Below are 25,730 nucleotides of genomic sequence, written 5' to 3' on the forward strand. Positions count from 1 at the left end.
AGATGCGGCGTGAGATGAGGGCCGATCTGGGCACTTCCCGGGCGGATTACGGGCGTTGAGCACGAGAGACCGGGGTTCTTGTCGCCATGAGCGCGACTGATCGGCATAGTGGCGGTGATGCCAAGGGCTGACGAGGCCTCGGGGAGGCAGGGTGCTGGTGAGCGGTGAAGAGAGCGGCGGCGTACAGGGGCTGCGGGCCTGGGCCGCGGACGTGGCGGAGCGGGTCAAGGGGCTGACACCCGCCATGGGGGCCGGTGTGCTGCCGTCGCGGGCCTACGACGAGTCGATCACCGAACTCGACCAGCTGGCAAGGCTGTTGGACCACGACCCCAGCCTGCGCAGTGCGGTGAGCGTATGGCTCGGGGGTGCGTTGGCCCTGCGGCACACCGCCGGGGGCGGCGAGCCCGCGGACCGGGAACGGGCGGAGGCGCTGCTGCGGGGCGTGCGGGACCGCGGGACGGCGCTGGGAGCGGCGGCCACCGAAGAGGACCGGAGGTGGGCGGCGTTGTACCTGATATCGCTCGTCGCGCCGCTGGGGCCGCAGCCGGGCGTGCTCGGGGCGGCGCCCGACCTCTCCGCCTTCGTCGAGTCGCTCACCCGGGAGGGACCCACCGGGATGATGACCGCGGCGGCGGAGATCGAAGCGCTGACCGCGGAGGTGATGCGGCTACCGCTGCCGCAGGAGTTCCTCGGGGAGCTGCGGCGGATGCGGGGGCTCTTCTCGACTCCTCCCGGGCCGGAGTTCTCCGACCTGCTCATGAGCATGATGCCGGCCGGGGATCCCCACGCGGATCAGCTGCGGCAGATGCTGGGCCAGGTGTTCGGCAGGGCAGGTGCCCCTGCGGGCGGGCGCCCGGACGCCTCGGCCCCCCACGAGACCCCGGCTCCCACCTCGCGTCCTGAACCTGCCCCGTCGCCTGATCCGAAGCCCACGCTCACGCCCGACGACATGCGCCGGCTCGCCGCCGCCATGGACGCGGTGAACGCCACCACACATGGCTTCGACGACGTGCTCAGGAGCGGCGATCCCCAGGCGCTCAACGAACTTCTTCGGCGGCTGAGTTCGGTCCAGGACCAGCCGCCGCCCGGGCCGGACGTGACCTCCGCCCTGGAGAGCCTGAGGGCGCTCCTGCTCAACATCAGTCCGGGCGTCGGCGGCACGTTCGAGGACCGGTCGGCCGGCCGCAGCCACCTGGGGACGATCGTCGACCACTTCGACAAGCTCTCAGGATCGCTGCCTCCGGAAGTGGGCGATCCCGCCGTGTGGGGCCGCGCGTTCCAGCTCTACACCCGCGTCATGGAGGCCGGGGAGAGGGAGGACGCCCAGGTGCTCCGTGGCCTGGTGGACGAGGCGGAAGCGCTGGAGCAGACCGTCTCCGCAGGTCATCCGTTCCGAAGTGTCGTCCTCTTGGCCCTGGGTGCGGCCTACGGCAGGCTCGGCGCCGTCACCGGGGACAAGGACATGCTGCGGCGTGCCCTGCCGTACATGGAGAAAGGGATGTCCGGTGTCCGGCAGAGCGGTCTCCCGTTCGCCGACCAGGTGTCCCAGCCGTACATGCCGGACCTGGGTCCGCTGCGTGCCGCCTTCGGCGGTGACGCGGGCCCGGCGCCCGACCACGTTCCCGCGCCCCAGGACTCCTCGCTGGAGGAGCAGTACACCTCTGCGCTCGACCTGGCCGTGCGCTTCTCCCTTTCCCGCGACCCGGCCGTCCTCGACACACTGATCGACGAACTGGAACGGGTCCGCGACGGAGTCCGGCAGGGAAGGGCGCCGCGGATCGCCGCCGACGCCCTGTGGTACCTGGCCGAGGCGTATCGCGAGCGCACGGTGTTCAAGCAGGACGTGAAGGACGTCGCGGCCCTGGAGGCCGCCAAGGAGGCCCTGGTGGCGCTGGCCGCCGACGTCCTCCTGCAGGCCGGTGCGGAGCACGGACTGCTCGCGGCGCGGTCCGGGGCGAGCCGGGCCATTCGGGCTGCCCGTTGGGCGGCCTGGCAGAAGCGGCCGCACGATGCCGTGGCCGTTCTGGAGCTGGGCCGGGCCCTGGTGCTGCACGCGGCGTCCACCTCGTCCGCGGTGCCCGATCTCCTGGAGGCGGGCGGGCACGACGAACTGGCCGAGGAGTGGCGGGCGGTCAGCGAGGCTCAGGACCCCGGGGCCCCGGGCCAGGGCGGCGTCCCCGGCGAACTACCGAGCACGCTGCGCCGCCAGGCCCTCGAAGCCCTCGGCTACCGGGGGGAGGACGGCCTCCTCGGCACGCCCACGCTGAGCGAACTCGCGGACGGGCTCGCGGAGAGCGGCGCCGACGTGCTCGTCTATCTCGTCCCCGGCGAGGCCGACGCCCGCGGCGCGGTGATCCTGGTGACGCCGGAACTCGGCTCCGCGGTGGGGGACCAGCGGCTCCTGTCCGATGCCGAGAGCGGTCCGCTGGAGCGCTACCTCGACGCCACGGCCGTACGCGATGCGGCACGCGAAGTCGGCTCGGCCGACCCGTCCGTCGAACAGGCCTGGGAGGAGGCCCTGGCGGCGCTCTGCGACTGGGCCTTCAAGGTGCTCGGCCCACTCCTCCTCGGCGTGGAGAAGAAGCTCGCGGCAGGCGGCGAGCGGGACGGACGGCCGCTCAGGGGCGTCGTGGTGCCCTGCGGGCGACTCGGCATCGTTCCCTGGCACGCCGCACGCTTTCCCGACGATGCCTCCTACGACTACCTCTGCCGGCGCGTAGTGATCAGCTACGCGGCGTCCGGCAGCCAGTTCCTGCGTACGGTGAAACGCGCGCCGCGGGATCCGGTGGCCGCCCCCGTTCTGCTGGCCGACCCGACCCTGGACCTGACGCACGCCGAGGTCGAGGTCATGGCCTTGCGGGACGCCTTCTACCGGCAGGCCCGCATGTGCGGAGGGTTCTTCGAGGAACTGGAAGAGGAGCCGGCCGCCGGCACGCCCGACGACGTCCTCGGGTTCCTCGACGACGGGGTCTCGCTGCTCCATGTGGCCTCGCACGGATCGGCGGGGACGCGTCCCACCGTATCGGCGCTGCATCTCGCCACCCCCGAGTCCAATGGGGGGACGTCCGCCGAAGAGGGTGGACCGGGACCGGATCCGGGCATGCTGACGGTGACCCGGCTGCTCGACCGGTCGGTCACTCAACAGGCTTGTGGGGACGGGCCGTTGATCGTGCTGAGTGCCTGTCAGACCGATCTGAGCACCCGCGACCACGACGAGGCGCTGACGCTCACCACGGCGTGTGTCTCGGGAGGAGCGCGGGACGTCGTCGGATCACGGTGGACGACCCAGGACAGCGCCTCGGCGCTGCTGATGGCGGTGTTCCATCACCACCTGACCGTCGACGGGCTCAGCCCCGTCGACGCGCTCAGGGCCGCGCAGCTGTGGATGCTCGATCCACACCGCGAGAACCCGGGCTCACTCAGCGGCGAGCTGGTGCGGCAGATGGAACGACCGGACCTCGACCGGATTCCGCTCTGGGCCGCCTTCATCCATCAGGGCCACCCAGGCCCCCGAGCGGCAAAGACCGAAGCGAAGAGGGGAGACGCATGAACGAGGGCGACGCGGGTGAGGGCCGTAGAAGTCCGGCGGAGCGGCTGCTCGCCCTGATCGCCGAGCACCGGGACACCCTCCGCGAGGCACTCGACGACGAGCAGCACGCGACTCTGCTCGCCAGGCTCGAAGCCCTCGCGACGGTGGCGCCGGACGACGGCAGGGCGGTCCGCCGGGCGCTCCAGGGCGTCCGCCTGGCTCTGCTGCCGCTGCCGCTGCACCATCCGGTGCGCATCGCGCTGGACTCCAGCCGGCTGGTCGCCGCACCGCCCGGGCCGGCGACCGTGGCGGAAGCGCGCGATCTGATCGACCTGCTGGCGAGCCCGCCGCCGTCCCCTGAAGCCGAGACGGCCGCCGACACCGCACAGGACGAACTGCTGCGCGCGTCGGCCCTGTCGGCGGACGAGGCGCGAGCCCGGTGCGGCGGCGCGGCACCGCCTCCCGAGCTGATCAGACTGGCGGACCCCCAAGGCGGCGATCGATACCCGGAGTTCCAGTTCGCCGCGGGCAGTGGCACCCCGCACGAGGTCGTCCTGGAGGTCAACCGTCTGCTTCTCGCGGACGTCGACCCCTGGGGCGCCATGGCCTGGTGGCTCAGCGGGAACACCTGGCTGGGCGGGACACCGGCCTCGCTCCTCGGCCGGCTGCCCGACCGGCAGCTGGTCGGCGCGGCCACCGCACTGGTGGAGGGCGACTGATGAGCGGCCTCTTCCCCATGACTCCGCTGGAACTGAACCCCAACCGCGAGGTGATCCCGGCGGGTACGGAGCTGTGCCGGGTGCACAACACCAAGTACGCGCCGGACGAGTTCAACCCGACACTCGCGGACCCCTGGGACCCCAGGCCGGGCAGCCGCTTCGACGGCACGCCGCTGGACGCGTACCACTGCCTGTACCTGGCGGACACCCCGACCACGGCGCTCGCCGAAAGCGTGTTGCGCTCACGGCCCTTCGAACCGCCGGTCGGCAAGCGGGTCATCCCCTACGCCACGGTCTGGCGCCGGACCCTGAGCGTCATGCGGACCACGTGCGAGCTGAACCTGGTCTCCCTGATCGGGTCGAACGACCTGGCCGCCGTCTGCCAGGACGCCACGCTCCTGGAGGACGAGAACAACTATGTACAGGCAAGGCGCTGGGCGAGCGAGATCCGGGCACAAGTACCCGACGCCATGGGGCTGATCTGGCAGTCCCGGCACAACCGGCCCCAGCACGCCCTGGTGCTCTTCCACGACCGGTTCGACCATGTGGACGGCGCGCCGCTGGAAGTCCTGGCGGACCGAGGCATCGCGGACCTTGACTCCGACGACGGCATCGACGCGGCGAACGGGCTTCTCGGTCCGCTGCGGGCAGAGATCTCGAAACCGAGACGGGGGTGAGGTCCGCGGCTGCACTGGAACTCCCTTGTCCCAGGTGAAGCGTGATGCCATCGTGGTCGTATGGCATCGCCTCTCCCTGACCATGAGTCACTTCTGTCTGAACTCAAGGAAGTCAGACGCATGGGGCTGGTCAGGCTGCGCGGGCGAGCGCTGTCGTCCCTGGGGTCGGCGGCGGAAGCGGTGGCCAAGGCCCCGGCCCGGAGTCCGGGAGCGGCCGTCGAGGCGTTGCTGCGGCTCGCTGTGTCGCGCCTGGACGCGGGCACTTTGCGCACCGCCGCCGAGTACACCCTGGGTCTGGCACAGGGCACCCTGGACTGGCCGGCGTCCTCGCGTCGTTCCAGGGCGGCCTCGGTGTACGGCGTGAGTGTCGAACGGTTCCGCAAGGACCACGAGGTGATGGTCCTTGCGCAGGTCGCCGACCAGATAGAACGGCTGGTGTCGCAGACGACCGGAACGCCCGGCCTCGCAGAGAACGAGCGGAGCATCAGCACGCACCGGTCCGTTCAGGTCCGGGCCGGTGACCGGCCCGTGACGCTCACCCTTCATGTGCACCCGGTGGACCTGTTGCGGGATGTGGACGTGATCGTCTCCCCGATCAATGTTCATCTCGCGCCGCCCGAGCCGTACAAGTCGTCGGTCGCCGCATCGCTGCGCCGGGCGGCCTCTGTGTACGGCGTGACCGGTGACGTGTTGGACGACCCGGTCCCCGACGAACTGCGCGCGTGGGCTGCCCGGCACGGGACCGCGGGACGCGCGGTGCTGCCCGGCACGGTGGCCGCCACCGGCTCGGGGGCCCTGGCCGGACAAGGTGTGCGGCGGATCTACCATGCCGCGATCGCCGTTCCCCGGGCAGGAACCAACGACTACGACGTGCTGCCGGCCGACGTCACCCGGGCCGCGACCCGGGCTTTCGCGCTGCTGGCCGAGGAGAGCGATCGCCATGAGCCGCCGCTGAGCTCGGTGTGCTTCCCCCTGCTCGGCTCGGGTCGCGGCGGACTGCCGTACCACGTCAGTCTGGCCGCGATATGGGCCGCCGCTGAGGCGGAGTTGGCACGCGGAGCGCGGTGGGACGTCCACTTCGTGGTGCGTTCCCCCCAGCCGGCGGAGCTCGTCGAGGGCATACCGGCCTGAATACGCCCGGCTTGCGCCCGGCGTTCGACCGGGTGACCCGCTGAAATTGGAAGGGTGCCCCTCCGGAATGAACCAGGCGTTCCCCTTCTTTGCGGCCGCATTGCCGTCGGGAAGCGGACGACGAAGTTCTGGCAGCTGAGACCGGAGTGGGCTGGCCAGCGGTTTCATTCGGATTTCATCGCACCGGGTTACCCATTGTGTCGTCGTGCAACCGAGATGCGTCCGTGGGGCGGGTGGTGCATGAGGCGGTCGTCAGGGGCTGCCACACGTCGCGGGATCCGGATCGCGACGGGGAGTTGGCGGGGGGAGTCGACCTATGCGGGAAGCCTGCGATCCACAGGCTGCGTGCCCGGTGTGCGCGACCCCGGACCGGCGGAGCGAGTTCTGTACGGCGTGCGGTTGGCGCCTCCATGACGACCCGGTACTGGGCGAGTTGACCGATCGGGACCTGGAGTCCGCCCGGGACGCGCTTCGAGAGGCCGAGCACGCCTGGGACAGCCGGGCGGCGGCACTGTCGGCCCGGCGTCCGCAGAGCGGCCGACGGGTCGCGGAGGTGACCAGGGGAGGCGCGCCGAAGCGGGGCGGGAACCATCCGCCGGAAACCGGCCGGGCCGACGGCGGGATTCCGTCCGAGCCCGGCGAACTCCTCGACGGCCTCCATCAGGGCCGCTTCAAGGAACTGTCGTTCGTGGAATTCTCCGCCGAGGGTCTCCACATGATCAAGGTGACCGTCGGGGAATCCGGAATCCCGCTGCAGAACGAAGTGGGAAGCAGGACATGGCGTTCCGTCGTCCAGGAATTCGACTCCGACGAGGACGTACGCCGTTTCCAGCTCGCGGGAGGAATAGGAACCCTGCCGCCCGTGGACCGCCGGGAGTTCGACGACGCTGTGCTGCGGTGGCTCACGGCATGCCTGCCGGCCGTTCCCGACCCCCCGGTTGTTCTGCTGCGGCCCCCTTCCGGGTGGGTGCTGCTGGAGCGCGCGACCGCCGCCGTGCGGGGAGCCTGTGCTTTTCTTGCCGAACTGCACGCGGGTAGCGCGGAGTTGCCCGACGACACGTCCGCCCGCCGTACGACCGCCGACGCGGTGCGCCGTCTCATACGCACCCTGCCGCTCCTGGCCGACTACACGCTGCTGCTGGCCCGGGCCGACCGCGCCACGGGAGCCCTGCGCCCCCACAGCCATGTGCTCTTTCCCGCCGGCACCCGGCTCCGGCCCGGTGAGTCCACGACCGCCGAGGTCACCGGGTACGCCGGGATAGCCGGGCGCGGCGCCCTGTGCCTCCCTGTGCTGGCCGGTGTGCCCGCCGCCGATGGGACCGGTGCGCCGCCCGTGAGCGTGCACCAGGTCGAATTCGGCACACTGGAACCGACGCGGCTGACCTTCGTGTTGCGCGGACCGGGGGAAGTGGACCTCGTCGCTCCCGATGGCCGAGCACCGGATGACCGCACGCCCGGCGCGCGCCTGGATCCGGACGACGTCGACGTGCCGCGTCTGATCACTGCTCTCCGACACTGCAGGGTCGTGAGGCCCCAGCCGCTGGAACTCTTCTTCACCGTCGAGCTGAGCGGCGCCGACTCAGCGGAGACCGAGGAACGCCTCACCTTCGTACGGGACTTCACCCGTCCGCTGGCCCGGCGGGACCCGGCCGGGGCCACGGTCCGGGTCGGAGCCGTCGGTCACCACGACCACACCGTCTATGAGAGCACCTGGGCCAAAGAGGGCATCCTGCTGGAGGCACCCGTCCCCACCGGGCCGCCCGCCGAGTTGCTGTCCGCCCTCGGCGGATGGTCGCACGCCAGGCGGCGGCAGGACATGGTGTCGTCCCTGGAGGACGCGCTGGAGGCCGTGACCCGGCTCTGGTTCGGATACCCGGACCCGGTCGACGTGCGGCGGGTGGTTCTGATCGTCGCCCGCCGCCCGCCTGCGCCGCCCCGCCAGGAGGGAATCGTGCTGGCCTGCCCGCACGGCAAGGACTGGCGGAGGGCCCTCGCTCTACTGCGATCCCACGGTGTCCGGGTGATCCGGGTGGAGCCCGCAGCGGGCTCGCCACCCCCAGACCTTCAGGACCGCGCGGCCCGAAGGTACGCCGACGACGCCTGGAAAGAGCTCGGTGCCGACGGCGTCATCCCCCCCGGCGCAGACCCGGCGGCTGTGGCCGAGAGCCTCGCCCTGCCCTGGCGGTTGGAGGGTCCGGACCTCGGTCTCGCCTTCGCCGCCCCGCTCGTGTGACACCGCCGGTGTCCCCGGAAGGAGGAGAGTTCATGCCCGACCTCTACAACCCGAACAAGAAGGAACCCGGCGGCCAGGAGCCGAACGGCGCGGCCGCCGCACAGAACACGATCCCCGATCCCCGCGTCCCGGAGCCCCCGCCCTGGGCCCCCGAGACCGCGCCGGACGGGGGCGGTCTCCCGCCGGGCAGGCCGCCTGGGCAGGCCGTGGCGGGAGCGGACGAAGGCTCGGAGCCTGTGCCGGGAGGAGATCATGCCCCGGTTCCTGCCCCGGTTCCTGCCCCGGTTCGTGTCCCGGTGCCGGATGCCGTGCCGGTTCGGGAACCCACGCGGATTACGCCCACTGTGCAGGAGGACCTCATCAGGATCGGCCTGTGGGGCGCACCCCGCTCGGGCAAAACGACCTATCTGGCCGCCCTGCCGATCGCCGCGATGCAGTACCAGCGGCACAACGAGGGCAGTTGGAACGTCAGCGGCATGACGGAGGAGGCCAGCGACTTCCTCATCCAGCGCACGGACCTGCTGGCCCGTCAGCGGAAATTCCCCCAGGCCAGCATGGGCATCCAGAACTTGGCCTGGTCCCTGCAGGGGCCGGAGGAGAAAGGGAAGTTGGGACTCGGCTCCCGGCGGCCCGACTTCGTGCTGGAGATACAGGACGCGGCCGGCGAGGTGTTCCTGCACGATCATCCCCAGCATGCCCAGATCGTCGGTCAGCTCGCACAGTCCCACGGGCTGATCTATCTCTTCGACCCGCTCGGCGACGCCCAAAAGGACACCGAGACCTTCACCTTTCTGCATGCGGCGCTGACCCAGCTGCACACGAGGGTCCGGGAGCGGGGTGAACTCGTCGACGGCAAGCTTCCGCACCACGTGTCCGTCTGCATCGCCAAGTTCGACCACCCGGACGTTCTCCAGCCCGCGGTGGAAGCGGGCTGGGTCATCCAGGACACGGTGGGCTCACAGCTTCCCCGCGTGCCCCGGGAACGGAGCGAGCAGTATTTCCAGTGGATGTGCGACGTCTTCCGCGGATCCAACGCCCGCCTGGTGCGCGACGCCCTGTACGCCCACTTCGACCGCTCGCGCATCTCCTACTACGAAGTCTCCGCCGTCGGCTTCCGGCTGAACCCGCAGCAGGTATTCGACTATGCGGACTACGTGCAGCCGGTCAAGGTGGACGGGGAGTTGCGCATCCGCACCGCCCCGGTGCCGATCAACGTCCTGGAGCCGCTGATCGACCTGGAGCGCCGGATCCAGCAGGACCGGGCCCGGGGCGGGAAGCGCTGGGGGAAGCGGCGGTGAAGGAGGGCCTCGGAGAAGACCGACTGACCGCGCACTGGGCGGTGCTGGGAAAGCATCCGGGGCGGTCCATGGGCTACGAGGTACTGCGGAGCAGCCTTCCGGACGACCGGGCGAGCAGCTACCTGTGGAAGGCCGCTGCCACCGGCGCGCCGGACGGCGGTGACCCTGACGGCACACTGCCGTGGCGGGTGTTCCTGGGCAGTACGGACGCGCATCCGGGACCTGTCTGCGCCTGTGTGGAGACCACGTGGAACCGCAGCACCGACGGCACCGGCGCCCCCAGTTACACCTGGCGGCTGACCCTGCTGGCCTGGGCGGAGGCCAGCCGGGCCACCGCGACCTGGTCCGGGATCGACTCCGCGCTGCTGTCGGACCCGCCGGCTCTGCCCGGGGACGGAGCCCCGATGACGGTTGCCGTGCCGCGGACGTCGGCCGCGGAACTCGCCGGAGTGATCGACCAGTTGGGCTTCGAGTGGGCGGCCGGTGTGGCCGCGCTGCTCCTCGCCGACCGGCAGGTGGCGATCATCCCGAAGCCGGGCGAGGGGCTGCCCGACGTCTCCCGACGCGTCCGCGTGCTCGACGCGGTCTGCGCTCTCCTGCCGTACCAGTGCCGGGCCTGGCTCAGCGCCGCGACCTGGACCGGCCGGTCGCAGCACGACCTGAGGCTGTTCTTCGCGTCCGGGCCACGGACGGGGCAGGTCACGGCAGTGCTAGGCGGCGGCCCGCCGCAGGAGCCGGGGACCGCGACCGCCCAGACCTATCTGCACGGTCTTCGCCGGCTGCGGGCGAAGACCGACGACACCACCGTGATCGTGGAGCATCTGCTGACGTCCACGGAACCGGTCACGGGGCCACGTCCCGAGGCGGCGCTCCGGGCCCTGCGCGACGCCGATCTGCTGGACACGGTGGTCGAGGAGATCCAGTCGGGCGGAGGGAAGGTCGCGGACGTCCGCCGGGTCCTGGAGCGGTACCCGGACGCATCCCTGAGCGAACATCACCTTCGCGAGCTGACCCTCTACCTGGTCGACCATGCCCACGACGGCGACGGGGCCGCAGGGAGCCTGCTCGGAAAGTACTGGACCGAGCGCAATCGAGACCTGCTCATACGGAAGGCCCTCGCGGCCGGAACTCCGGCCACGTCCTTCGAACGGGCCAAACGGTATCTGGGCGTCATCCACAACGCGGTCGAGGCGCACCATCCCGGCGGCTTCGACGCACTGTTCAACGCCCTGGTCGAGGCCCCGGAACCGACGCCCGAATGGACCGGGTCGCTCATCTACATGGCCGAGAACGAATGGGGTCTCGGCACAGACCGGGCCGACCACCGTCTCGTCCGCGAGCCCGCTGTCGGGAGGGCCTGGCTCGCCTGCCTGCTGGAGCACCAGGACCGCAGCCTCGCACCGCTCCGCCGCCTGGTGCAGCGGGCGCGGGACGACCTGGTCACCGACACCACCCCGGGCTGGCTGCGCTTCGCGGCCGTGCTGCTCGGTGACTCGCAGGTCCTGGCGACCGCCCCGGATGCCACCGACTTCGCCGGGGCCGGCGAGGGAGGCTGGCTGACCACTCTGGAGATCGCCCGGATGGAGCGGCGGCCAGAGGTGCTCGGTCTGATGTCGCCGGGTCTGTGGAGCGCGGTACGCACAGAGCGAGGCCTGAGAGATGCCGTACAGAGGCTGGTTCCTGTCGACGAGCCGCAGCTGCACGGCGGCGTGGCGGCCGACGCCGACCTCTTCTGCGCGGCTCCGCGGACCGGAGTCATGCGGGGAATGCCCCGGCTGGAGCGGCTGGCGGAAGAGGAGTCGGGGAACTACGCGGACGTTCTGTGCCGCAGGATCCGGCGGGACGGGGAACCACGGCGGCTGGCGATCAATGCCCTGCTCAGCGGGAAGTCGTCCCCGCGGACGTGGTGGGTGATCGAGCAGCTGACCCATGCGCTGCCGGACGACACCTTTCTGGATCAACTGTTCGAGAAGCTGTATGGGCGGCTCACCGAACGGGCGAGGCCGATCAGCGATCTCGACGTACCCGAATCTCTCATGCGGGAGCTGGCGAAGCGGAAGGACATGGAGTGGCTGGTGCCCGTCCATGCCTTCCGCAAGACAGTACGGGACGGGGCGCAGCGCCAGGACGAGGCGCTCTACAGGGAGTTGGCCCGGATCGTACTGGAGGCTCGTGCAAACGGCGGCGTCCCCGGACAACTGCTGGACGAGATCGCCACGTGGACACTCAAGCAGGGACCGTTCGGCCTGGACCGGGCCACTCTGCACATGAACGGCATGGTGGCGGGCCGGCCAGGGCTGGCCCTGTACCCCGCTCTGGCGCGCGGGCACAGGGACGGGAACGGTGAACTGGTCGACCTGCTGCTGGAGTACCACGAGGAGCAGCGGGACCGGCACGAACAGATCACGAAAGTGCTGCAGCACTGCCGGGAGACGTCGGACCCGGCACCCGGAACCGGTCCGGAGGATCGCTGGGGCTTCTTCAAGAAGAAGCGCAGGCCGCCCCCGGAGGAACCCCGATGACGACGTCCCCCGCCCCTGCCATCGCCATCGACGTCGGCACCCAGTTCGTCAGGATCGCGTGGACCAGTACGGACGGGACGCCGGAGCTGGTGCCGCTGACCGGGACGGTGCCCGGAGAGGGGCTGCCCATCCCCGACGACATCCGCGGTGATCGCGAGGCCGCGCTGAGCCTGGCGTACACCGCATACCGCGAACACTTCGGTCCGCCCCGTCAGTTGGTGCTGGTCGTTCGGCCGCAGGACAGGGACGCGCCACCCACTGACGGCGGGATGCCGAAGCCCCAGCTACTGGACACGCCGTACGCGGTACTGGCCCTGCTGCGGCATGCGCGCACGCGGATCGGATCCCGGCTGCTGGTGTGCGACCTGGGGGCCTCGGCGGCCGAGGTCGCGGAGTGCGTCGCCGCCGGCTGGCTCGTGGCCGTGACCCGGGTCGCCCGGGACGCGCATGCCGGCGGCGGCTACGGTGGCGCGTTCGACGCGGCGGTGCTGGACGGGGCGGGGCTTCCGCACGACGACCCCGACGTGCTGCGGGATCTCGGCCGGGCCAGGGAAGAGAACGCACGGCGACTTGAGGTCACGCTCGACCGGATGGCCGCCCGACCCGACCAGGCCGATCGGCTCGCGGACACCGTCGTCTTCGAGGTGGCCGGCAGGGAGATCACCGCGGGTCTCGTGTACCGCGCGCTGGACCGGCTCACAGGCGGCCTCGACAAGGCTCTGGACGGCCTGCCGGGAGTCCGGACCGCCAATCCGGACCAGGACCCGGATCGCGCAGCGGTGATCGCGGTGGGCGGTGCGGCCCGGTCCGGGGCGCTGCTGCGGCATCTGACTGACCGTCTGGGCCGCCCGGTCCCACTGCCCTTCGGGACGGACCCCGCGCTGGCCGCGGTGTTCGGGGCAGCCCTGGTCGCGGGTGAACACCTCAAGCCGGCCGACCGCTATCCCCATGAAGTCTCCGTGCGCGTCCACCGGACCGTGGTCGGCCGGCCCCGAGACGGAGAAGTGCTGATCAGCCCGCCTGGGACGCTGGAGCTGGGTGGAGCCACCGTGTTCGCCCAGACCGGAGGCGAACGGGTACGGGTCCGGAGGGGACCGGGCGACGGGACCGGCGGACGCACAGTCCGGATCCTGGTTCGCGCGGCCGGGACGGACGCCGGCGCCACGGTCGGCGTGGTGCAGGTCCCGCCTTCCGGCGACGGTGCGTACTGCCACGTCGGAGTGCGCGTCGCCGCCGACGGGACGGCCCACCTCGTCCTGGAGCAGCTCGGCCGGAGCAGGCCCGGCGTAGATCAGCCCGACGATCTCCCGCCCGCCGCCCCGCCCCCGCGTGAAGAGTTCCCGTTCGGCTTCCTGCCGGACGATCCCCGGCCCGACGCTCATCCATCCGACCCGCAGTCAGAGACTTAGGGAGTGCGTACGTGAAGCGATCCACCTGGCCACCACGTACGGCGACCGCGCTGCGGCGCGGGGCCGCCGTGGCCGCCGCCCTGCTGGCGGTACTGCTGGCCGTCCTGCCGGCGGCCGCCGCCGAGGCACCGACGCGCGACGAGATCTACCAGGAACTGGGCGTGGCGGATCAGCCCGCCGACTATGTCGTCCTGGTGGACACGTCCGGTTCGATGGCGGCCAAAGGCCGCTACAACACCGTGCGCTCCACTCTGCGCACCTTCCTGGACGGGCTGTCTCCCGCCGACCACGTAGCCCTCATCACCTTCGACAACCGCCCCGAAGCGCGCTACGTCGGACCGGCCGGTGACGCGGACAAGATCGTCTCCCGGCTGCCCAAGGCCCCCAACCCGGTCGGCGGTACCGACATCGGTGCCGCCCTGGACCGGGCCCTGAGCGAACTCGAACGGACGGACGCCCTGGGCATCGCCTCCGTCGTCCTGCTGACCGACGGCAAGCACGAGCCCCCTCGGGGGACCGAGTACCCCAAGTCGTCCGGCGCCCCTTGGGACGCTTTGCGCAAGCGGGCCGACGCGATCGGCGATCGCACCGAACTCGCCGGATACGCACTGCCGTTGGGTAGTGGTGCGACCGGCGCGGACCTGCTCGGGGATGTCGTCCGGAACACGCAGGTGCTGCGCCCGGAGGGCATCGACGACCTCGGCGCCTATCTGGAGCGCGCCGGGGACAGCACCCGCGCCCGTGCGGCCGCGCAGCTACTCGCCGAGGACAAGGGCAAAGGCGTCACGGCGTCCTGGACGGACACCAGGGTCCGCGACCTCACCGGCGGCTCCGCGACCGCCTCCATCACCTTCCGGTCGGCCACCCGGCATGTGCCGCTGACGGTGAGCGACGTACGGGTCTTCGTGGACGGCGTCGGGGAGCAGCTCGACGTCACCGGCGTGCCGAAGCAACTGACCCTGAAACCCGGCGAGTCCCAGAAGTACGACGTCCGGCTGGCCGGGAGCCCCGAGGCGGGCGGACTGCCGTTCCGCCGGACCGAGGACGGCGAGGCCGCGCTGCGGGTGTCCGGCCAGGTGTCCTCCCCCTGGCAGCGGGCGCTCGCCCCCGAGGTGAACCTGGAGGTTCCGGGCAAGGTCAAGGTCACCGGAGATCCCCTGGCGGTGCGGGCGGAGGTCGGCTCGGTGTTCTTCCTGCCGGCCTTGCTCTTGGCGCTGGCGGCGGCCCTGGGGTTCGGGTGGCTGTGGTGGCAGAGCGTCAACCGGCCCCGGCTGCACGGGACGTTGAGGGCCGTTCCCGCATTCGGCCAGGAGATCCCGGAGCGGATCGAGCTGTCCGGGAGGCGGGTGCGGCTCAGGCCACGCGGCGGCGGACAGGGCACGGTGCACGGCCGGCGTCGCAGGACGGCCGACGGAACCCGGGTCGATCTGCTGATCCGCTACACGCCGGACGGCACGTCCGGACGGTCGAACCAGGTGATTTGCGGGCCGGGGGGCCAGGTCGTGGTCGGCGGCCTGTCGTTCACCCATGAGCCGCACGAGCCGCACAAGCCGCATAAGCCACGTGCGTTGCATGAGCCGCATGAGTTGCATGAGCCGCATCAGCCGGCCGCCGGCCCCGGGTCCGTGCCCGGTGATGTCACGCCGGGGACGGGACGGCCCTGATGGCGGCCGGCCACGGCAAGCCGCTGCTCAATGTGGCGTCCACACATGTCGGCACCCGGGCGCTCGGGCCCGGCGTCCGGTCGGTGGTCTGGGTACAGGGCTGCCCGTTCCGGTGCGCCGGTTGCGTCGCCCCGGAGTGGATTCCCGACCGCCCCGCGCGCCTGGCCGACCCCGGTGAACTGGCGGCCGAGCTGCTCGCCGATCCCCGGGTGACCGGCCTGACCCTGTCGGGAGGCGAGCCGATGCAGCAGGCCGCAGGGCTGGCCGCACTGGTCCGGCGGGCGCGGGAGATCCGGGACGTCTCCGTGATCTGCTTCACCGGCCATCGCCTGGAACGGCTGGTGGCCCGGCCTCCCTCGGAGGGCGTACCGGACCTGCTCGCCTCCGTCGACGTACTGATCGACGGGCTGTACGTGGCCGGGCTGAACGACGGGCGCGGCCTGCGCGGCAGCACCAACCAGCGGATCCACCATCTCACCCGGCGCCTCGCGGACAGCGGATACGACTTCGCGCACCGGGCCCGCGACGTGGAGATCGCCGTCAACGGCCCGGAGGCACTGCTTATCGGGGTGGCGCCGAAAGGGTTCCCCGCGGTGTTCGAGACCGCGGTCGACACGGTTCGCGCCCGGCCGCCGGGAGCGGACACCAGCAGCACGAGTCCAGGAGAGGAAGGCCGGTCATGAGCGGCAGGAAACGTATTCAGATCGACCAGTCGGAGTGGCACCGCCTCCAGCGGAAAGCGGCGCAGCTGCGGGATGTCAGGCGGAACATCCCACGGTTGTTCGACGATGTGCGGGAACAGACCCGGGCCGACATCGACCGGGCCTTCTCCTCGCTGGAGACACGGCAGCGCCGCCAGAACGAGGCGGTCGACAGGCTGAGCGACCGGACCCGCCAGTTGGAGGCCGACACCACCCGCAGGCTGCGCGAACAGGCCGACCGCCTGCAGCAGGACCTGCGGGACACGGCCGGCCGGATCGAGCAGGACACCCGGCAACGGCTGGAGCAGCAGCGCAGGGAGACCGAACGCGCCATCGCCGCCGAGCGGGCCGAGCGTCGCGCCGAGTTGGCCCCGCTCGTCGAGGAGATCGACGCGTTCAAGAGGGACCGGGCGCGAGCCGAGGACACCGTACGCACCTGGCTGAAGGACGCCCGCACCATGGCGGACCTCGTCGACGGGGAACTGCCCCACGACCGGTATGCGCCGGGCCGGTTGGACCGGCTGCGCCGCCGGATCACCACGGCCGAGGGGAACGTCGCCGACGGCCGCTTCGACGCCGCCTTGGCCGTGGCGCAGGAGACCTTCCACGAGCTGAGCGAACTGCGGGTGGACATCGAGCAGCGGGAGCTCGAGCGCTGCCTGGCCCAGCAGGAGGCGATCGAGGCCCTGGTGCGGGTGGAGACCCTGGCTGAGGGGAACCGGCAGCGTCCGGTCGTCGGACCGGACGATGAGACGGTCGCCGGGTACACGCTTGACGTCGTGTACTGGGCCAGGGACGAGTACGACCTGGTGCGGCAGGACACCGACCGGGCACTCACCCGGGCCCGTGACCCGCAGACCGCCGTGGAGGAGCTGCGCGCCCTGCGCGACGAGGAGGCGCCCCGGCTCGAACGGAGCCTGGGTGAGGCCGTCGAGCGGGCCGGGATGCGCCAGCTCACCTCGCAGATACGGGTCAACCTGGCCGACGTCGTGGCGGGCACACTCGCCGACATCGCCTTCTACGACCTCGTGGAGGAGGAGTCCGGGTACGTCAACGGGGATGTGCGGGGGGCGTTCCGGGTCCGGCTCCGCAACATGGCCAGCGGCAACGAGATCACGGTCGAGATCGAGCAGGCCGACAAGGACTCGGACCAGTGCGTGATCCGCGTCGTGTCCCACGACCACGACGTCACCGCGGAGGCCGAGCTTCTCCACCGGGCCGACTCGGTGTACCAGGCGCTCCGGGAGCAGCGTCTGCCCGTCGGACAGGAGCAGGGTGTGCCCGTCGGGCTGGGAGTGTCGGCGCCGGTGGCGGAGCCCGGCGGCGACACTCCCAAGCCCATCACCCCGGAGCTGCCGCAGCCCCGACCGGGCCAGGAGGGTGTCGGCGCGTGAAGGCGAACCTGCTGAAGGGAAACAGTCCTTCCGGTCCGCCGGGCACGGAGCGGCTGGACCCCGCGGCCGTCCGCCACGGCGAACCCTTCACCATCCTCCACGGGCCCGGCGTGGGCGACGTCTTCGTCGACAGCACCGCCCAGGTGTGCTCCATGGAGCAGGCACTCTGGCGCATGCTGCGCGCCTCCGGGTTCGAGCGCATCGTCTTCAGCACCCTGCACAACCCGGTCTACTTCCGGGACAGGGCGTCGTGGGATCTGTCCCGCCGGCCGCCCGGCCGTACGGAGGAGACACCCGGCCGACACGACCCGGGCACGATGCGCCACACGCATCTGCGGGGACCCCTCGGTAGCAGGAACCTGCTCGGTGGCGGAGCCCGGTCCGCGGCGGAACCCGCCCCGGACCGGGCCCACGCGGCGCGTACGGCCCGCGCTTCCGGGATCTCCGATCCCTTCGGGGTGATGACCTTCACCGCTCACCTCCACAGCGCGGAACACCGTACGGCTGTGGTCTTCCCGCACGCGGACGAGTTCCTGCTCCTCAACCAGGCCCCGCGGCAACTGGCCGGAGCCATGGCCGAATGGGCGGCCGACGCCGTCGAGGGAAACCAGTGGATCTTCGTGTTCCGCAGGCCCTCCTTGAACGGAGTGGCCGAATTCCTGGAGCGTCTCGGTCGCTATCCGCAGCTGGAGACCTTTGTGAACGAACGGCGGGACGAGCCCAGCCGCGGTGGCACCCTCCGGGTCGGGCTTCCGCAGGAAGCGGAACTGGAGCGGCTGGTCCACTCGGTGCGGCTGCGGAAACGGCTGCCGGTCGAGTGGTCTGACCTGGACCGAGCGGTCCGGTCGATGGCAGGCCCACCCGAGACCGCCCGCGTCTGGCGCGACCGCCTCGAACAACTGCTCGCTGAAGGAAAGCCGTTGAGCGGGCAGTCGGTTCGGCGGTGGGTGGGCGGCGCCCTGGCCGACGAACAGAGCCCTTGGGAGCGGCTCGCCGCGATGCCCGGCATGGAGGCGGTGCTACGGCGCTTCGAGGCCATCCGGGCCGAGATGCAGGCGGACGAGGAACTACGCGCTCGCGGGCTCCCGACCATCGGTGAACCGCCCGCCCGGCACATGGTGTTCACCGGCAACCCCGGGACCGGGAAGACGACCGTGGCGCGGCTGGTCGGCGAGATGTACCGGGACCTGGGTGTGCTGCGGCGTGGCCATTGCGTGGAGCCGAAGATCAGTGACCTGGTGGCCGACTATGTCGGGCAGACCGCCGGAAAGACCAACGCACAAGTGGACCGGGCCCTTGACGGTTTGCTGTTCATCGACGAGGCGTACGAGCTCAGCGACCAGAGCGAAGGCTTCGGCAACGAGGCCATCACGGCGCTGCTCAAGCGCATCGAGGACGACCGTGGCCGCCTCGTGGTCATCGTGGCCGGCTACCCGGAGAAGATGAAGAAGTTCCTTGCGGCCAACCCTGGCCTCAGGAGGCGGTTTCCACTGGCCAATGACGTCGAGTTCCCGGACTACGAACCCGACACCCTGCATACGATCCTGCTGCGCCGCCTCGGCGAGCACCACCTGCGTCCCGGGGAGGAGGTCGTACAGGCGCTGCGGCAGATCGTGGAGAGCATGTACCGCTCCCGGAACGAGAACTTCGGCAACGCCGGGGACATGCGCAACCTGGCCGACGCGATCCGCACCTGTTGGGCCGCCCGCGTCGGACGGAAGGTGGAACAGCCCGTCACCGTCGACGACATCCCGGAGGCATACGTGGACCACCTGTCGCGCCCGGCGCCCGACCCCGCCGAACTGCTGGCCGTGCTCGACCGGTATGTGGGCCTCGGACCGGTCCGCAAGGAGCTGGAAGGACTCACGAACCAGCTGAGGATGCGCCAGGAGCGTGGCATGGGGGCATTCGCCCCGCCCCACCTGCTGTTCACCGGTCCTCCGGGCACCGGCAAGACCACCGTGGCCCGGGTGGTCGGCGAACTGTTCCGCGAACTGGGGCTGCTCCGCAAGGGACATGTCGTGGAGGTGAAGCGTCCCGACCTGGTAGCCGGATACGTGGGGCAGACCGCGATCAAGGTCCGCAAAGCGGTCGAGGAGGCGATGGACGGCGTGCTGTTCATCGACGAGGCCTACAGCCTGGTCCGGGACACCGGGGGACACGGCGGTTTCGGAGCGGAAGCCGTGGACACCCTGGTCCCTGAAATGGAGAACCGGCGCGGCCGACTGGTCGTGATCGCAGCCGGATACCCGCGGGACATGGAGCGGTTGCTCGACTTCAACCCGGGACTGCCGGCACGGTTCAGCACCAAGGTGCCCTTCCCCGAGTTCTCCCAGGACGACCTGGTGGAGATCCTGCGTCGGATGGCTGCGGAGGACGGCGGCTACACCCTCGGCCCCGGGACCGCGGAACGCGCCAGGCTGTGGCTCGCGGCGACCCGGCAGGCCCGCGGGGAGTCATTCGCCAACGCCCGAGAGGTGCGCAGACTGGTGAAGTTCATGGAGAGGCGCAAGGGGGCGCGGTGGGTCCAGGGTGCCAAGGGGCCTGAGTACCTGCCCGAGGATGTGCCGGATCCGGCCGACGATCAGGGCTGATCGCCCGTGATCTTCGTTCCGCCGTCGGGGTCCTGAGGCTCCGCCAGGACGTCGCGCAGGGTCTCGTCCGCTTTCTTGAGCCGATCTTCGATCATCCCCATGAGGGCCTCCACCTCCGCCAGGGTGAGGTCCCGCTCCGGCCCGGATCCGCCGTTGTCCGCCCCGGCGGCCTCGCGCAGGGCCTGCGCCAGCTGCCGGTCGGCCTGCGCGTGACGGTCCAGGGACGCGAACACCGGGCTGTGCTTCTCCTGGATGCGCGCCAACTGGTCCTGGAGATCGGCGGATTTACGCTCGGCCTTGCTCAGCTCGTGCACCACGACCGCCAGCTCTTCCTGCGCAGCTGCGGCCTGCTCCAGGGTCTGCCGGGTCCGCTGCTCCAGCACGGCGAGCTGCGGCTCGGTGAGCTGGAGCAGGGTGCGGGCGCTGTCGTACAGCTCCCGGTCGGCCGCCCCGAGGTCCCGGTCGCGCAGCTCCCGCAGCCGTGCGTCGATGACCTCCCGCTGCGCCTGCAGCGCGCCCCACTCCGCCGCCAGCCCTTCCAGCTTCCGCAGCTCTTCGGCCTCGGACCGGAGCCTCTCGCACTCGGCGGCGCGGCGGCGCAACTCTTCCTCCCTCGCCGCGAGCTCTTCCAGAGCCGCGCGTTCCGACTTCACCTGCTCGGCAGCTGCGGTGAGTTCGTCCGTCAGGTCACGGGTGGCCTGTGCCATGCCCTTCCCCGGTCGGGCCTCCGCCAGCAGCCTGGGCAGTGCCTTGAGGGCCAGGTCACGGGTGCCGATCAGCGTGTCGTCCAGCGCGAACAGGGCGTCCAGGGCACTGGCTCCGTCGGCATCGTGGTCCGGTCGGCGGAGGGCCTGTTCTGCCCTCTCGACGGCACCTTTCACGTCCGCCAACGCGTCCCGGAACTCCTGCCAGTCGTCCTGCACGATGCCCCCTCGTGAAACCCTCGGCGGGCCCGCACGGCGACCCGTTGCTTTCCTGATCGCCAGCGTAACGCCGTAAACCGGGCTCTGAGGTTCCACTCCTGCGGCTGTCCTGCGCCGAGTTCGGTCACCGTGCCCCCTGCTCAGGTGCCGGTGACGCCGTAGCCGGCGAGGTCGCTCAACCGTCGACGTAGTCGGCCGACGACAGGACCTCTGCCGTGGAAGCGCTCTGCCGGAGCTGAGCAGTCGCACCGGCGAGCGCGTGCAGTTCGACGATCATGCGGGTGATCCGATGGTGAGTACCCGGATCCATGTCCTTCCCCCAAGCGAGGCTGTCGTCCCCCACCACCGCCTGGGTCGGGGCGGTGACACAGCCCAGGGCGCGGGCGACCGTGCGAAGGTGTTCACTCGCCTGAACGGCCGTCAGTGAGGCGCCGACCGTCACCACACCGACCGGCTTGCCGCGCAGCGCGTCCGCACGCAGATGGTCGAGGCCGATCTTGAGAATGCCGGAGTAGCTGCCGTGATAGCACGGTGTGACCCAAATCATGCCGTCGGCCTGCTCGGCCTGGGCCCGCAGGTCGGCGAGGCCGGTTGAGCTGTCGGATTCGGTGTGCAGCAGCGGGAGCGCGTACTCGGCGAGGTCGCGTAGGACAGATGTGCTGCCGACGCCCGCCGTCTCACGGCAGACGAGCTCCCCGACGGAGCGGGTGCGGGAGAAGGGGGCGGCGGCCCCGGTCAGGACCAGGATGCGGCGGGGCTCGGCGGCGGTTACGAGTGGGCCTCCCTCGACGGGTGGCCGTCTCCGGGGGCGTCGACCGCGGTCGCGCGGGCCGACGCGTCCACCCCCGGTTGCCCGGGCCGCAGGGCTCGCTGCACGGTCCGTAGCAGCGGGTCGGTGTCGTAACCCGCGTACTGGGCGGCGGCCAGCCGTACCGGATCGCCTGAGTGGTAGCGCTCGTACTGCATCTGGCGTTGGCCGAAGGCACTGCCGGTGGCGTCCCAGGCGAGCTTGAGCAGCCGGACCCGCCGCTCCGCGTCGACGCCGTTCGCGCCTCGGAAGTAGCGCTCGATTCCGGGCCACAGCTCGCTGCGCAGGTCCTCCTCGGCCGGAGTGCTCAACAGGCTTCCACCGCCCAGGAGTTGGATGACCTCGGTCATCCTGCTGGTCATCCTGGGGAAGTGGTAGCGCAGGGCGAGCACCGGGGCCATCGCGGGGGTGAGGGTGCCCCACTCGCTCACTTCGGCGTCGGCCTCGGCGGCCAGGATGCCTGCCCGGGCCAGTTCGAGGGCTCCCAGCACCTCGCCGAGCATCTCCTTGACGTGCAGGAAGGCGTTGGTGCCGGACATCTCGGCCAGGGCGACGGCGATACCGGCGAGGAGCTCGGCCTTGACCGCACCCCGGATGATGCCGTGCTGGCCGGTGTGGTGCCGGGCGGTCGTGGCGTCGTAGAGACGGTTGGCGGCGTCGACGTCTCCGTGGAAGAACACCCGGTCCCAGGGGACGAGTACGTCGTCGAAGATGCAGGTGGCGTCGATCTCCTCGTACGGCGCGAGAGGGTTGCTGAGCAGCCGGGTGGGGTCGGCCACCAGGGGTTCCCGGCAGACGATCCGCAGGCCGGGCGTGGCCACCGGGATCGCGAAGGCGACGGTGTGGGCCTCGTCGCCGGGCCGGTAACCGGGCAGGGGGAAGACCACGATCTCGTCGGCGACGGGTACCAGGGTCCCGATGAGTTTGGCGCCGCGCACCACGACGCCCTCGCTCGTCTCCCGGACGATCCTCAGGTGGACGTCGGGGTCGTCCTGCTCGTGGGAGGAACGGGCGCGGCTGAGCGGCGGGTTGATGGCGGAGTGCGACAGGAACGGGTCGGCGGCCAGACAGGCGGCGTGGTACGCGGTGACGTTGCGGCCGAAGCGCGGGTCGGCCTTGTCGAAGAACGGGGCGGCCGAGGCGAAGGCGGTGACCGCGGTGTTCACGAAGTCGGGCGAGCGGCCGAGCAGCCCGAAGGTGGTCTCGGCGGTGGCCCGGAACGCGGCTCCGCGCCGGCGCAGGTCACGGGCGTCCCGCGGTGGGGCCAGCGACAGGGGGTGGCGCTCGGCACCCCCTGGTAGGTGAGCACATCGCGCAGTCGCGCGTCGTGCTGCAGGTCGTACAGGCGGGCGACCGTGTGCGCGGCGGCGGCCAGGACGGGTTCGGCGAGTACGTCGTCGACTCGTCGCCCGCAGAGCCAGACCTCGCGTCCGTCACGCAGTCCCGCCAGGTATTCGGCTCCGGTACGGATGGTCATGCCCGCCCTCCCGTCGCGACCTGGCCGGATTCTGCGGTGGGGGCGAATTCCGCGCCCATGGCGACCGGCGGGTGGAGTGGGTGGCGGGTGTGGCGCAGCAGTTCCTCGGGGGTCAGCCACAGGGTCTCCAGCGGGGTGCCGCGGTGGTGCAGCCACTGGTCGTCGTACGTCTCGTACAGGTAGTTGGCACCGGTGTCCGGGGCGATGGCCAGGACTGGCTCTCCGGGGTGCGTGGCGGCATAGCCGAGGGCCGCGAAGACCGCCGCGCCACCGGATTCGCCCAGCAGCAGGCCCTCCTCGGCGGCCAGTACCCGGCACACCGACAGGGCCTCGGTGTCGGTGACCCGGTGCAGCGAGTCGACCGGACGGGAGTCCAGGTTGCCGGGGCGCCAGCTCAGGCCGATGCCCCGCATGCGGTACGGCTCGAAGGGGTGGCCGAAGGCCGCGGAGCCGACGGCGTCGACGGCCCGGACGTGCAGGGCGGGGAACCGTTCCTTGAGGGCGGTGCTCAGCCCGCTGAGATGGCCGCCGGTGCTGACCGTGGCGACCAGTGCGGACAACCGGTCGAAGTCCTTGGCGATCTCCTGGGCGGTGTGCAGCCGGTGCGCCTCCGGGTTGTGGGGGTTGTTGTACTGGTCCAGGGTGTACGCGCCGGGAACCTGCTGGACCAGTCGGCGCACCCGCCGGATGCGGGCCGCCTGGTAGCTCCCGTTCGCGTCGGGCCGGGTGACCGTGTCGAGTTCGGCCCCGAGGCTCGTCGCATAGGCGAGCACGGACTGAGGCGTCTTGGGATCGACCACGAGGATCACCCGGTAGCCCTTGACGGCACCGATCAGGGCCAGGGACTTGCCGAGGTTGCCCGAGGTCGACTCGACCAGTGTCGCTCCCGGTCGCAGCAGACCGGCGCGTTCTGCCTGCTCGACCATGTGCAGGGCCGCGCGGTCCTTGATGCTGCCGGACGGATTCGTACCCTCCAGCTTGACGTAGATCCGGTCCTGCGGCCGTGGCAGGAGCTTGTGCAGCCGGACGACCGGGGTCGCGCCGAGGGTCTCCAACAGGTTGTCGTGGATCACGATGCCTCCATGCGGGTGGGCTCGGGCCGGTCAGCGGACGACGATCAGTTCCCGGGGCAGGGTGGTCAGCAGGCGGTTGCCGTCCGGGCCGACGACGAACGGGTCCTCGACGTGCACACAGCCGAACCCGAACTCGTAGTAGGGCGTCTCGATGTTGACCACGGTGCCCGCCCGTAGTGCGTCCGTACTGTCCGGCCGGATCAGCACCGGGTCGTAGACCTCGACGCCGATGCCGTGCCCGACGTGGCTGCGCCGGTAGTGCGGGATCCCGGCGTCCCGGACCGCGCCGACGGTGAGCTCGAAGAGCTCCTGGCCGGTTATGCCGGGGCGCGCGTGGTCCAGGGCGGCCTGCTCGCCGGCGAGTACGGCCTCGTACAGGCGGGCCACCCGCCGGTCGGGTTCCCCGAGGGTGGCCACCCGGGCGATGTCGCATCAGTAGCCGTCGACCACCGCTCCGACGTCGAACCACACGGCCTGGCCCCGCCGCAGTGCCGTCGTGGTGGGCAGGCGCTGGCCGGCGACCGCGTTCGCACCGATGCGGATCAGCGTGAAGCGCGGCGTACCGCCCTGCGAGACGACCGAGCGGTTGAACTCGCGGACCAGTTCCCGCTCGGTCACTCCCTCCCGCATCACGGCGACGGTCGCGCGGATCGCGTTCTCCGCGACGCGCGCGGCCGCCGCGACGAGTTCCGTCTCCCGGTCGGTCTTCACCTGGCGGACATGCCTCAAGTGCCCGGCACCGGGCACCAGTTGCCAGCCTGGCAGCCGCTTGCCGAGTTCGTCGAGGAACTCCGCCGGCACCCCCTCCTCGTCGACAGCGACCCGGCCGCCGCCGGGGCAGGCCTGTTGCACCGCGTGGGTCAGGGCGGACAGGGCGTCGCCGAAGCGCGGATCGTCGGAGACGGCCCGCAGGAGGGCGTCCTCGTGGTTCAGGGTCACCTCCTCGGGCAGCTCCCGGTAGAAGGGGCCCTAGGCGATCGCCTCGGCGATCCGCTCGTCGGCGTCGAGGAACTGGTCGACCTCGCAGCGCCCGCAGACGAAGAGAGCGCCCGCCCGAGTGTCCCGGGGCAGCACGGCGAAGGCCCGGCCCGAATGCGGGAACATGTCCAGATGCACACTGCTGACGCCGGTCAGATACGTCAGGTTCTCCGCGGTGGTGCTTACCAGTGCGTCCAGGCCGAATTCGCTCATCCTCCGCTGGAGGCGCTCATGGTTGACGCGCATTCGATCGGTTCTCCTCAATGCCCTGAATACGGTTTCACTTCCTCGCGCCTCAGCATTACGGCCGCCGACTAAATCGGTCTTGCACATATGCGACACCCGTCGACCGAGCGGCAATCGAGCCGCGATATTCCGCCATACCGGCCTGTCCGAAATCAGAGCATTCAGGGCTATACATCCGTGTTCACAGTTTTGGCATACCAAACCTGGAACTTGAGACGTCACAGCCACCCCTGCACGAAATTTACACATCAACCAACAGGGGCGGAAAAGTCCCTACCAGGGCATTGATTGCACCTAGCATTCAACCTCCCACCAGTCATTTCGCATGCCCTGGAGGAAAGCCGTCAGCGAGAA

17 protein-coding genes and 2 pseudogenes are annotated in these 25,730 nt (G+C 71.0%); 12 read left to right on the plus strand and 7 right to left on the minus strand.

Going from position 1 to position 25,730, the window contains the following annotated elements; translation table 11 throughout:
• Window positions 1-157 precede the first annotated feature (157 nt).
• From ACIA8X_RS00650 to ACIA8X_RS00705, 12 genes are all read left to right on the plus strand, one after another.
• Window positions 158-3,550 carry a CHAT domain-containing protein gene (locus ACIA8X_RS00650; RefSeq protein WP_399457469.1) on the plus strand — a complete coding sequence of 1,131 codons (3,393 nt, stop codon included), beginning with the start codon at window positions 158-160 and terminating at the stop codon, window positions 3,548-3,550.
• A complete protein-coding gene (locus tag ACIA8X_RS00655) occupies window positions 3,547-4,248 on the plus strand; it encodes a hypothetical protein (protein WP_393449357.1) in 702 nt (233 codons plus the stop codon). Before ACIA8X_RS00650 ends, ACIA8X_RS00655 begins: the two co-directional genes overlap by 4 nt.
• Complete coding sequence (locus ACIA8X_RS00660; protein WP_393449360.1) at window positions 4,248-4,925, plus strand: RES family NAD+ phosphorylase; 678 nt, start codon at window positions 4,248-4,250, stop codon at window positions 4,923-4,925. Before ACIA8X_RS00655 ends, ACIA8X_RS00660 begins: the two co-directional genes overlap by 1 nt.
• 60 nt (window positions 4,926-4,985) lie before the next feature.
• Complete coding sequence (locus ACIA8X_RS00665) at window positions 4,986-6,056, plus strand: hypothetical protein (RefSeq protein ID WP_393449363.1); 1,071 nt, start codon at window positions 4,986-4,988, stop codon at window positions 6,054-6,056.
• Between the two features lie 433 nt (window positions 6,057-6,489).
• Window positions 6,490-8,289 (plus strand): hypothetical protein, encoded by a 1,800-nt coding sequence (locus ACIA8X_RS00670; RefSeq protein WP_393449366.1) that lies wholly within the window; start codon window positions 6,490-6,492, stop codon window positions 8,287-8,289.
• A 32-nt stretch (window positions 8,290-8,321) separates the two neighbouring features.
• Window positions 8,322-9,587, plus strand: coding sequence for a hypothetical protein (locus ACIA8X_RS00675; protein WP_393449369.1), 1,266 nt, complete (start codon window positions 8,322-8,324; stop codon window positions 9,585-9,587).
• The gene (locus ACIA8X_RS00680) at window positions 9,584-12,109 is read left to right on the plus strand and encodes a hypothetical protein (RefSeq protein ID WP_399457470.1); all 2,526 of its coding nucleotides are present in this window, start codon (window positions 9,584-9,586) and stop codon (window positions 12,107-12,109) included. Before ACIA8X_RS00675 ends, ACIA8X_RS00680 begins: the two co-directional genes overlap by 4 nt.
• The gene (locus ACIA8X_RS00685) at window positions 12,106-13,518 is read left to right on the plus strand and encodes a sugar kinase (RefSeq protein WP_399457471.1); all 1,413 of its coding nucleotides are present in this window, start codon (window positions 12,106-12,108) and stop codon (window positions 13,516-13,518) included. The genes ACIA8X_RS00680 and ACIA8X_RS00685 overlap by 4 nt, the downstream gene beginning before the upstream one ends.
• A gap of 11 nt (window positions 13,519-13,529) precedes the next feature.
• On the plus strand, window positions 13,530-15,182 hold the full coding sequence (locus ACIA8X_RS00690) for a VWA domain-containing protein (protein WP_393449378.1): 1,653 nt from the start codon (window positions 13,530-13,532) through the stop codon (window positions 15,180-15,182).
• Window positions 15,182-15,865, plus strand: coding sequence for a 4Fe-4S single cluster domain-containing protein (locus ACIA8X_RS00695; RefSeq protein WP_399457472.1), 684 nt, complete (start codon window positions 15,182-15,184; stop codon window positions 15,863-15,865). The genes ACIA8X_RS00690 and ACIA8X_RS00695 overlap by 1 nt, the downstream gene beginning before the upstream one ends.
• Window positions 15,862-17,277, plus strand: coding sequence for a hypothetical protein (locus tag ACIA8X_RS00700; protein ID WP_399457473.1), 1,416 nt, complete (start codon window positions 15,862-15,864; stop codon window positions 17,275-17,277). Before ACIA8X_RS00695 ends, ACIA8X_RS00700 begins: the two co-directional genes overlap by 4 nt.
• Window positions 17,274-19,871: an AAA family ATPase gene (locus tag ACIA8X_RS00705; protein ID WP_399457474.1), complete on the plus strand. Its 2,598-nt coding sequence runs from the start codon at window positions 17,274-17,276 to the stop codon at window positions 19,869-19,871. The genes ACIA8X_RS00700 and ACIA8X_RS00705 overlap by 4 nt, the downstream gene beginning before the upstream one ends.
• On the opposite strand, the gene ACIA8X_RS00710 is transcribed toward ACIA8X_RS00705, so the two are convergent.
• From ACIA8X_RS00710 to ACIA8X_RS00740, 7 genes and pseudogenes are all read right to left on the minus strand, one after another.
• Window positions 19,862-20,794 (minus strand): hypothetical protein, encoded by a 933-nt coding sequence (locus tag ACIA8X_RS00710; protein ID WP_399457475.1) that lies wholly within the window; start codon window positions 20,792-20,794, stop codon window positions 19,862-19,864. The two genes, ACIA8X_RS00705 and ACIA8X_RS00710, sit on opposite strands and share 10 nt — an antisense overlap.
• 175 nt (window positions 20,795-20,969) lie before the next feature.
• Window positions 20,970-21,542 carry an NADPH-dependent FMN reductase gene (locus ACIA8X_RS00715; protein WP_393450038.1) on the minus strand — a complete coding sequence of 191 codons (573 nt, stop codon included), beginning with the start codon at window positions 21,540-21,542 and terminating at the stop codon, window positions 20,970-20,972.
• 20 nt (window positions 21,543-21,562) lie between these two features.
• Window positions 21,563-22,282: a 4-hydroxyphenylacetate 3-hydroxylase C-terminal domain-containing protein gene (locus ACIA8X_RS00720; RefSeq protein WP_399457752.1), complete on the minus strand. Its 720-nt coding sequence runs from the start codon at window positions 22,280-22,282 to the stop codon at window positions 21,563-21,565.
• A gap of 54 nt (window positions 22,283-22,336) precedes the next feature.
• Window positions 22,337-23,079 (minus strand): annotated as a pseudogene (locus tag ACIA8X_RS00725) (4-hydroxyphenylacetate 3-hydroxylase N-terminal domain-containing protein); the annotation flags it as partial.
• Window positions 23,076-24,152, minus strand: coding sequence for a PLP-dependent cysteine synthase family protein (locus ACIA8X_RS00730; RefSeq protein WP_399457476.1), 1,077 nt, complete (start codon window positions 24,150-24,152; stop codon window positions 23,076-23,078). The gene ACIA8X_RS00730 and the pseudogene ACIA8X_RS00725, both read right to left, overlap by 4 nt.
• Window positions 24,153-24,182: 30 nt before the next feature.
• Window positions 24,183-25,091, minus strand: a pseudogene (locus ACIA8X_RS00735) (M24 family metallopeptidase).
• Window positions 25,092-25,121: 30 nt separating this feature from the next.
• Window positions 25,122-25,376: an aminopeptidase P family N-terminal domain-containing protein gene (locus ACIA8X_RS00740; RefSeq protein ID WP_393449402.1), complete on the minus strand. Its 255-nt coding sequence runs from the start codon at window positions 25,374-25,376 to the stop codon at window positions 25,122-25,124.
• Between the last annotated feature and the right edge of the window lie 354 nt (window positions 25,377-25,730).

The sequence above is a fragment of the Streptomyces sp. NPDC051738 genome, from assembly GCF_044453205.1.
Lineage (GTDB): Bacteria > Actinomycetota > Actinomycetes > Streptomycetales > Streptomycetaceae > Streptomyces.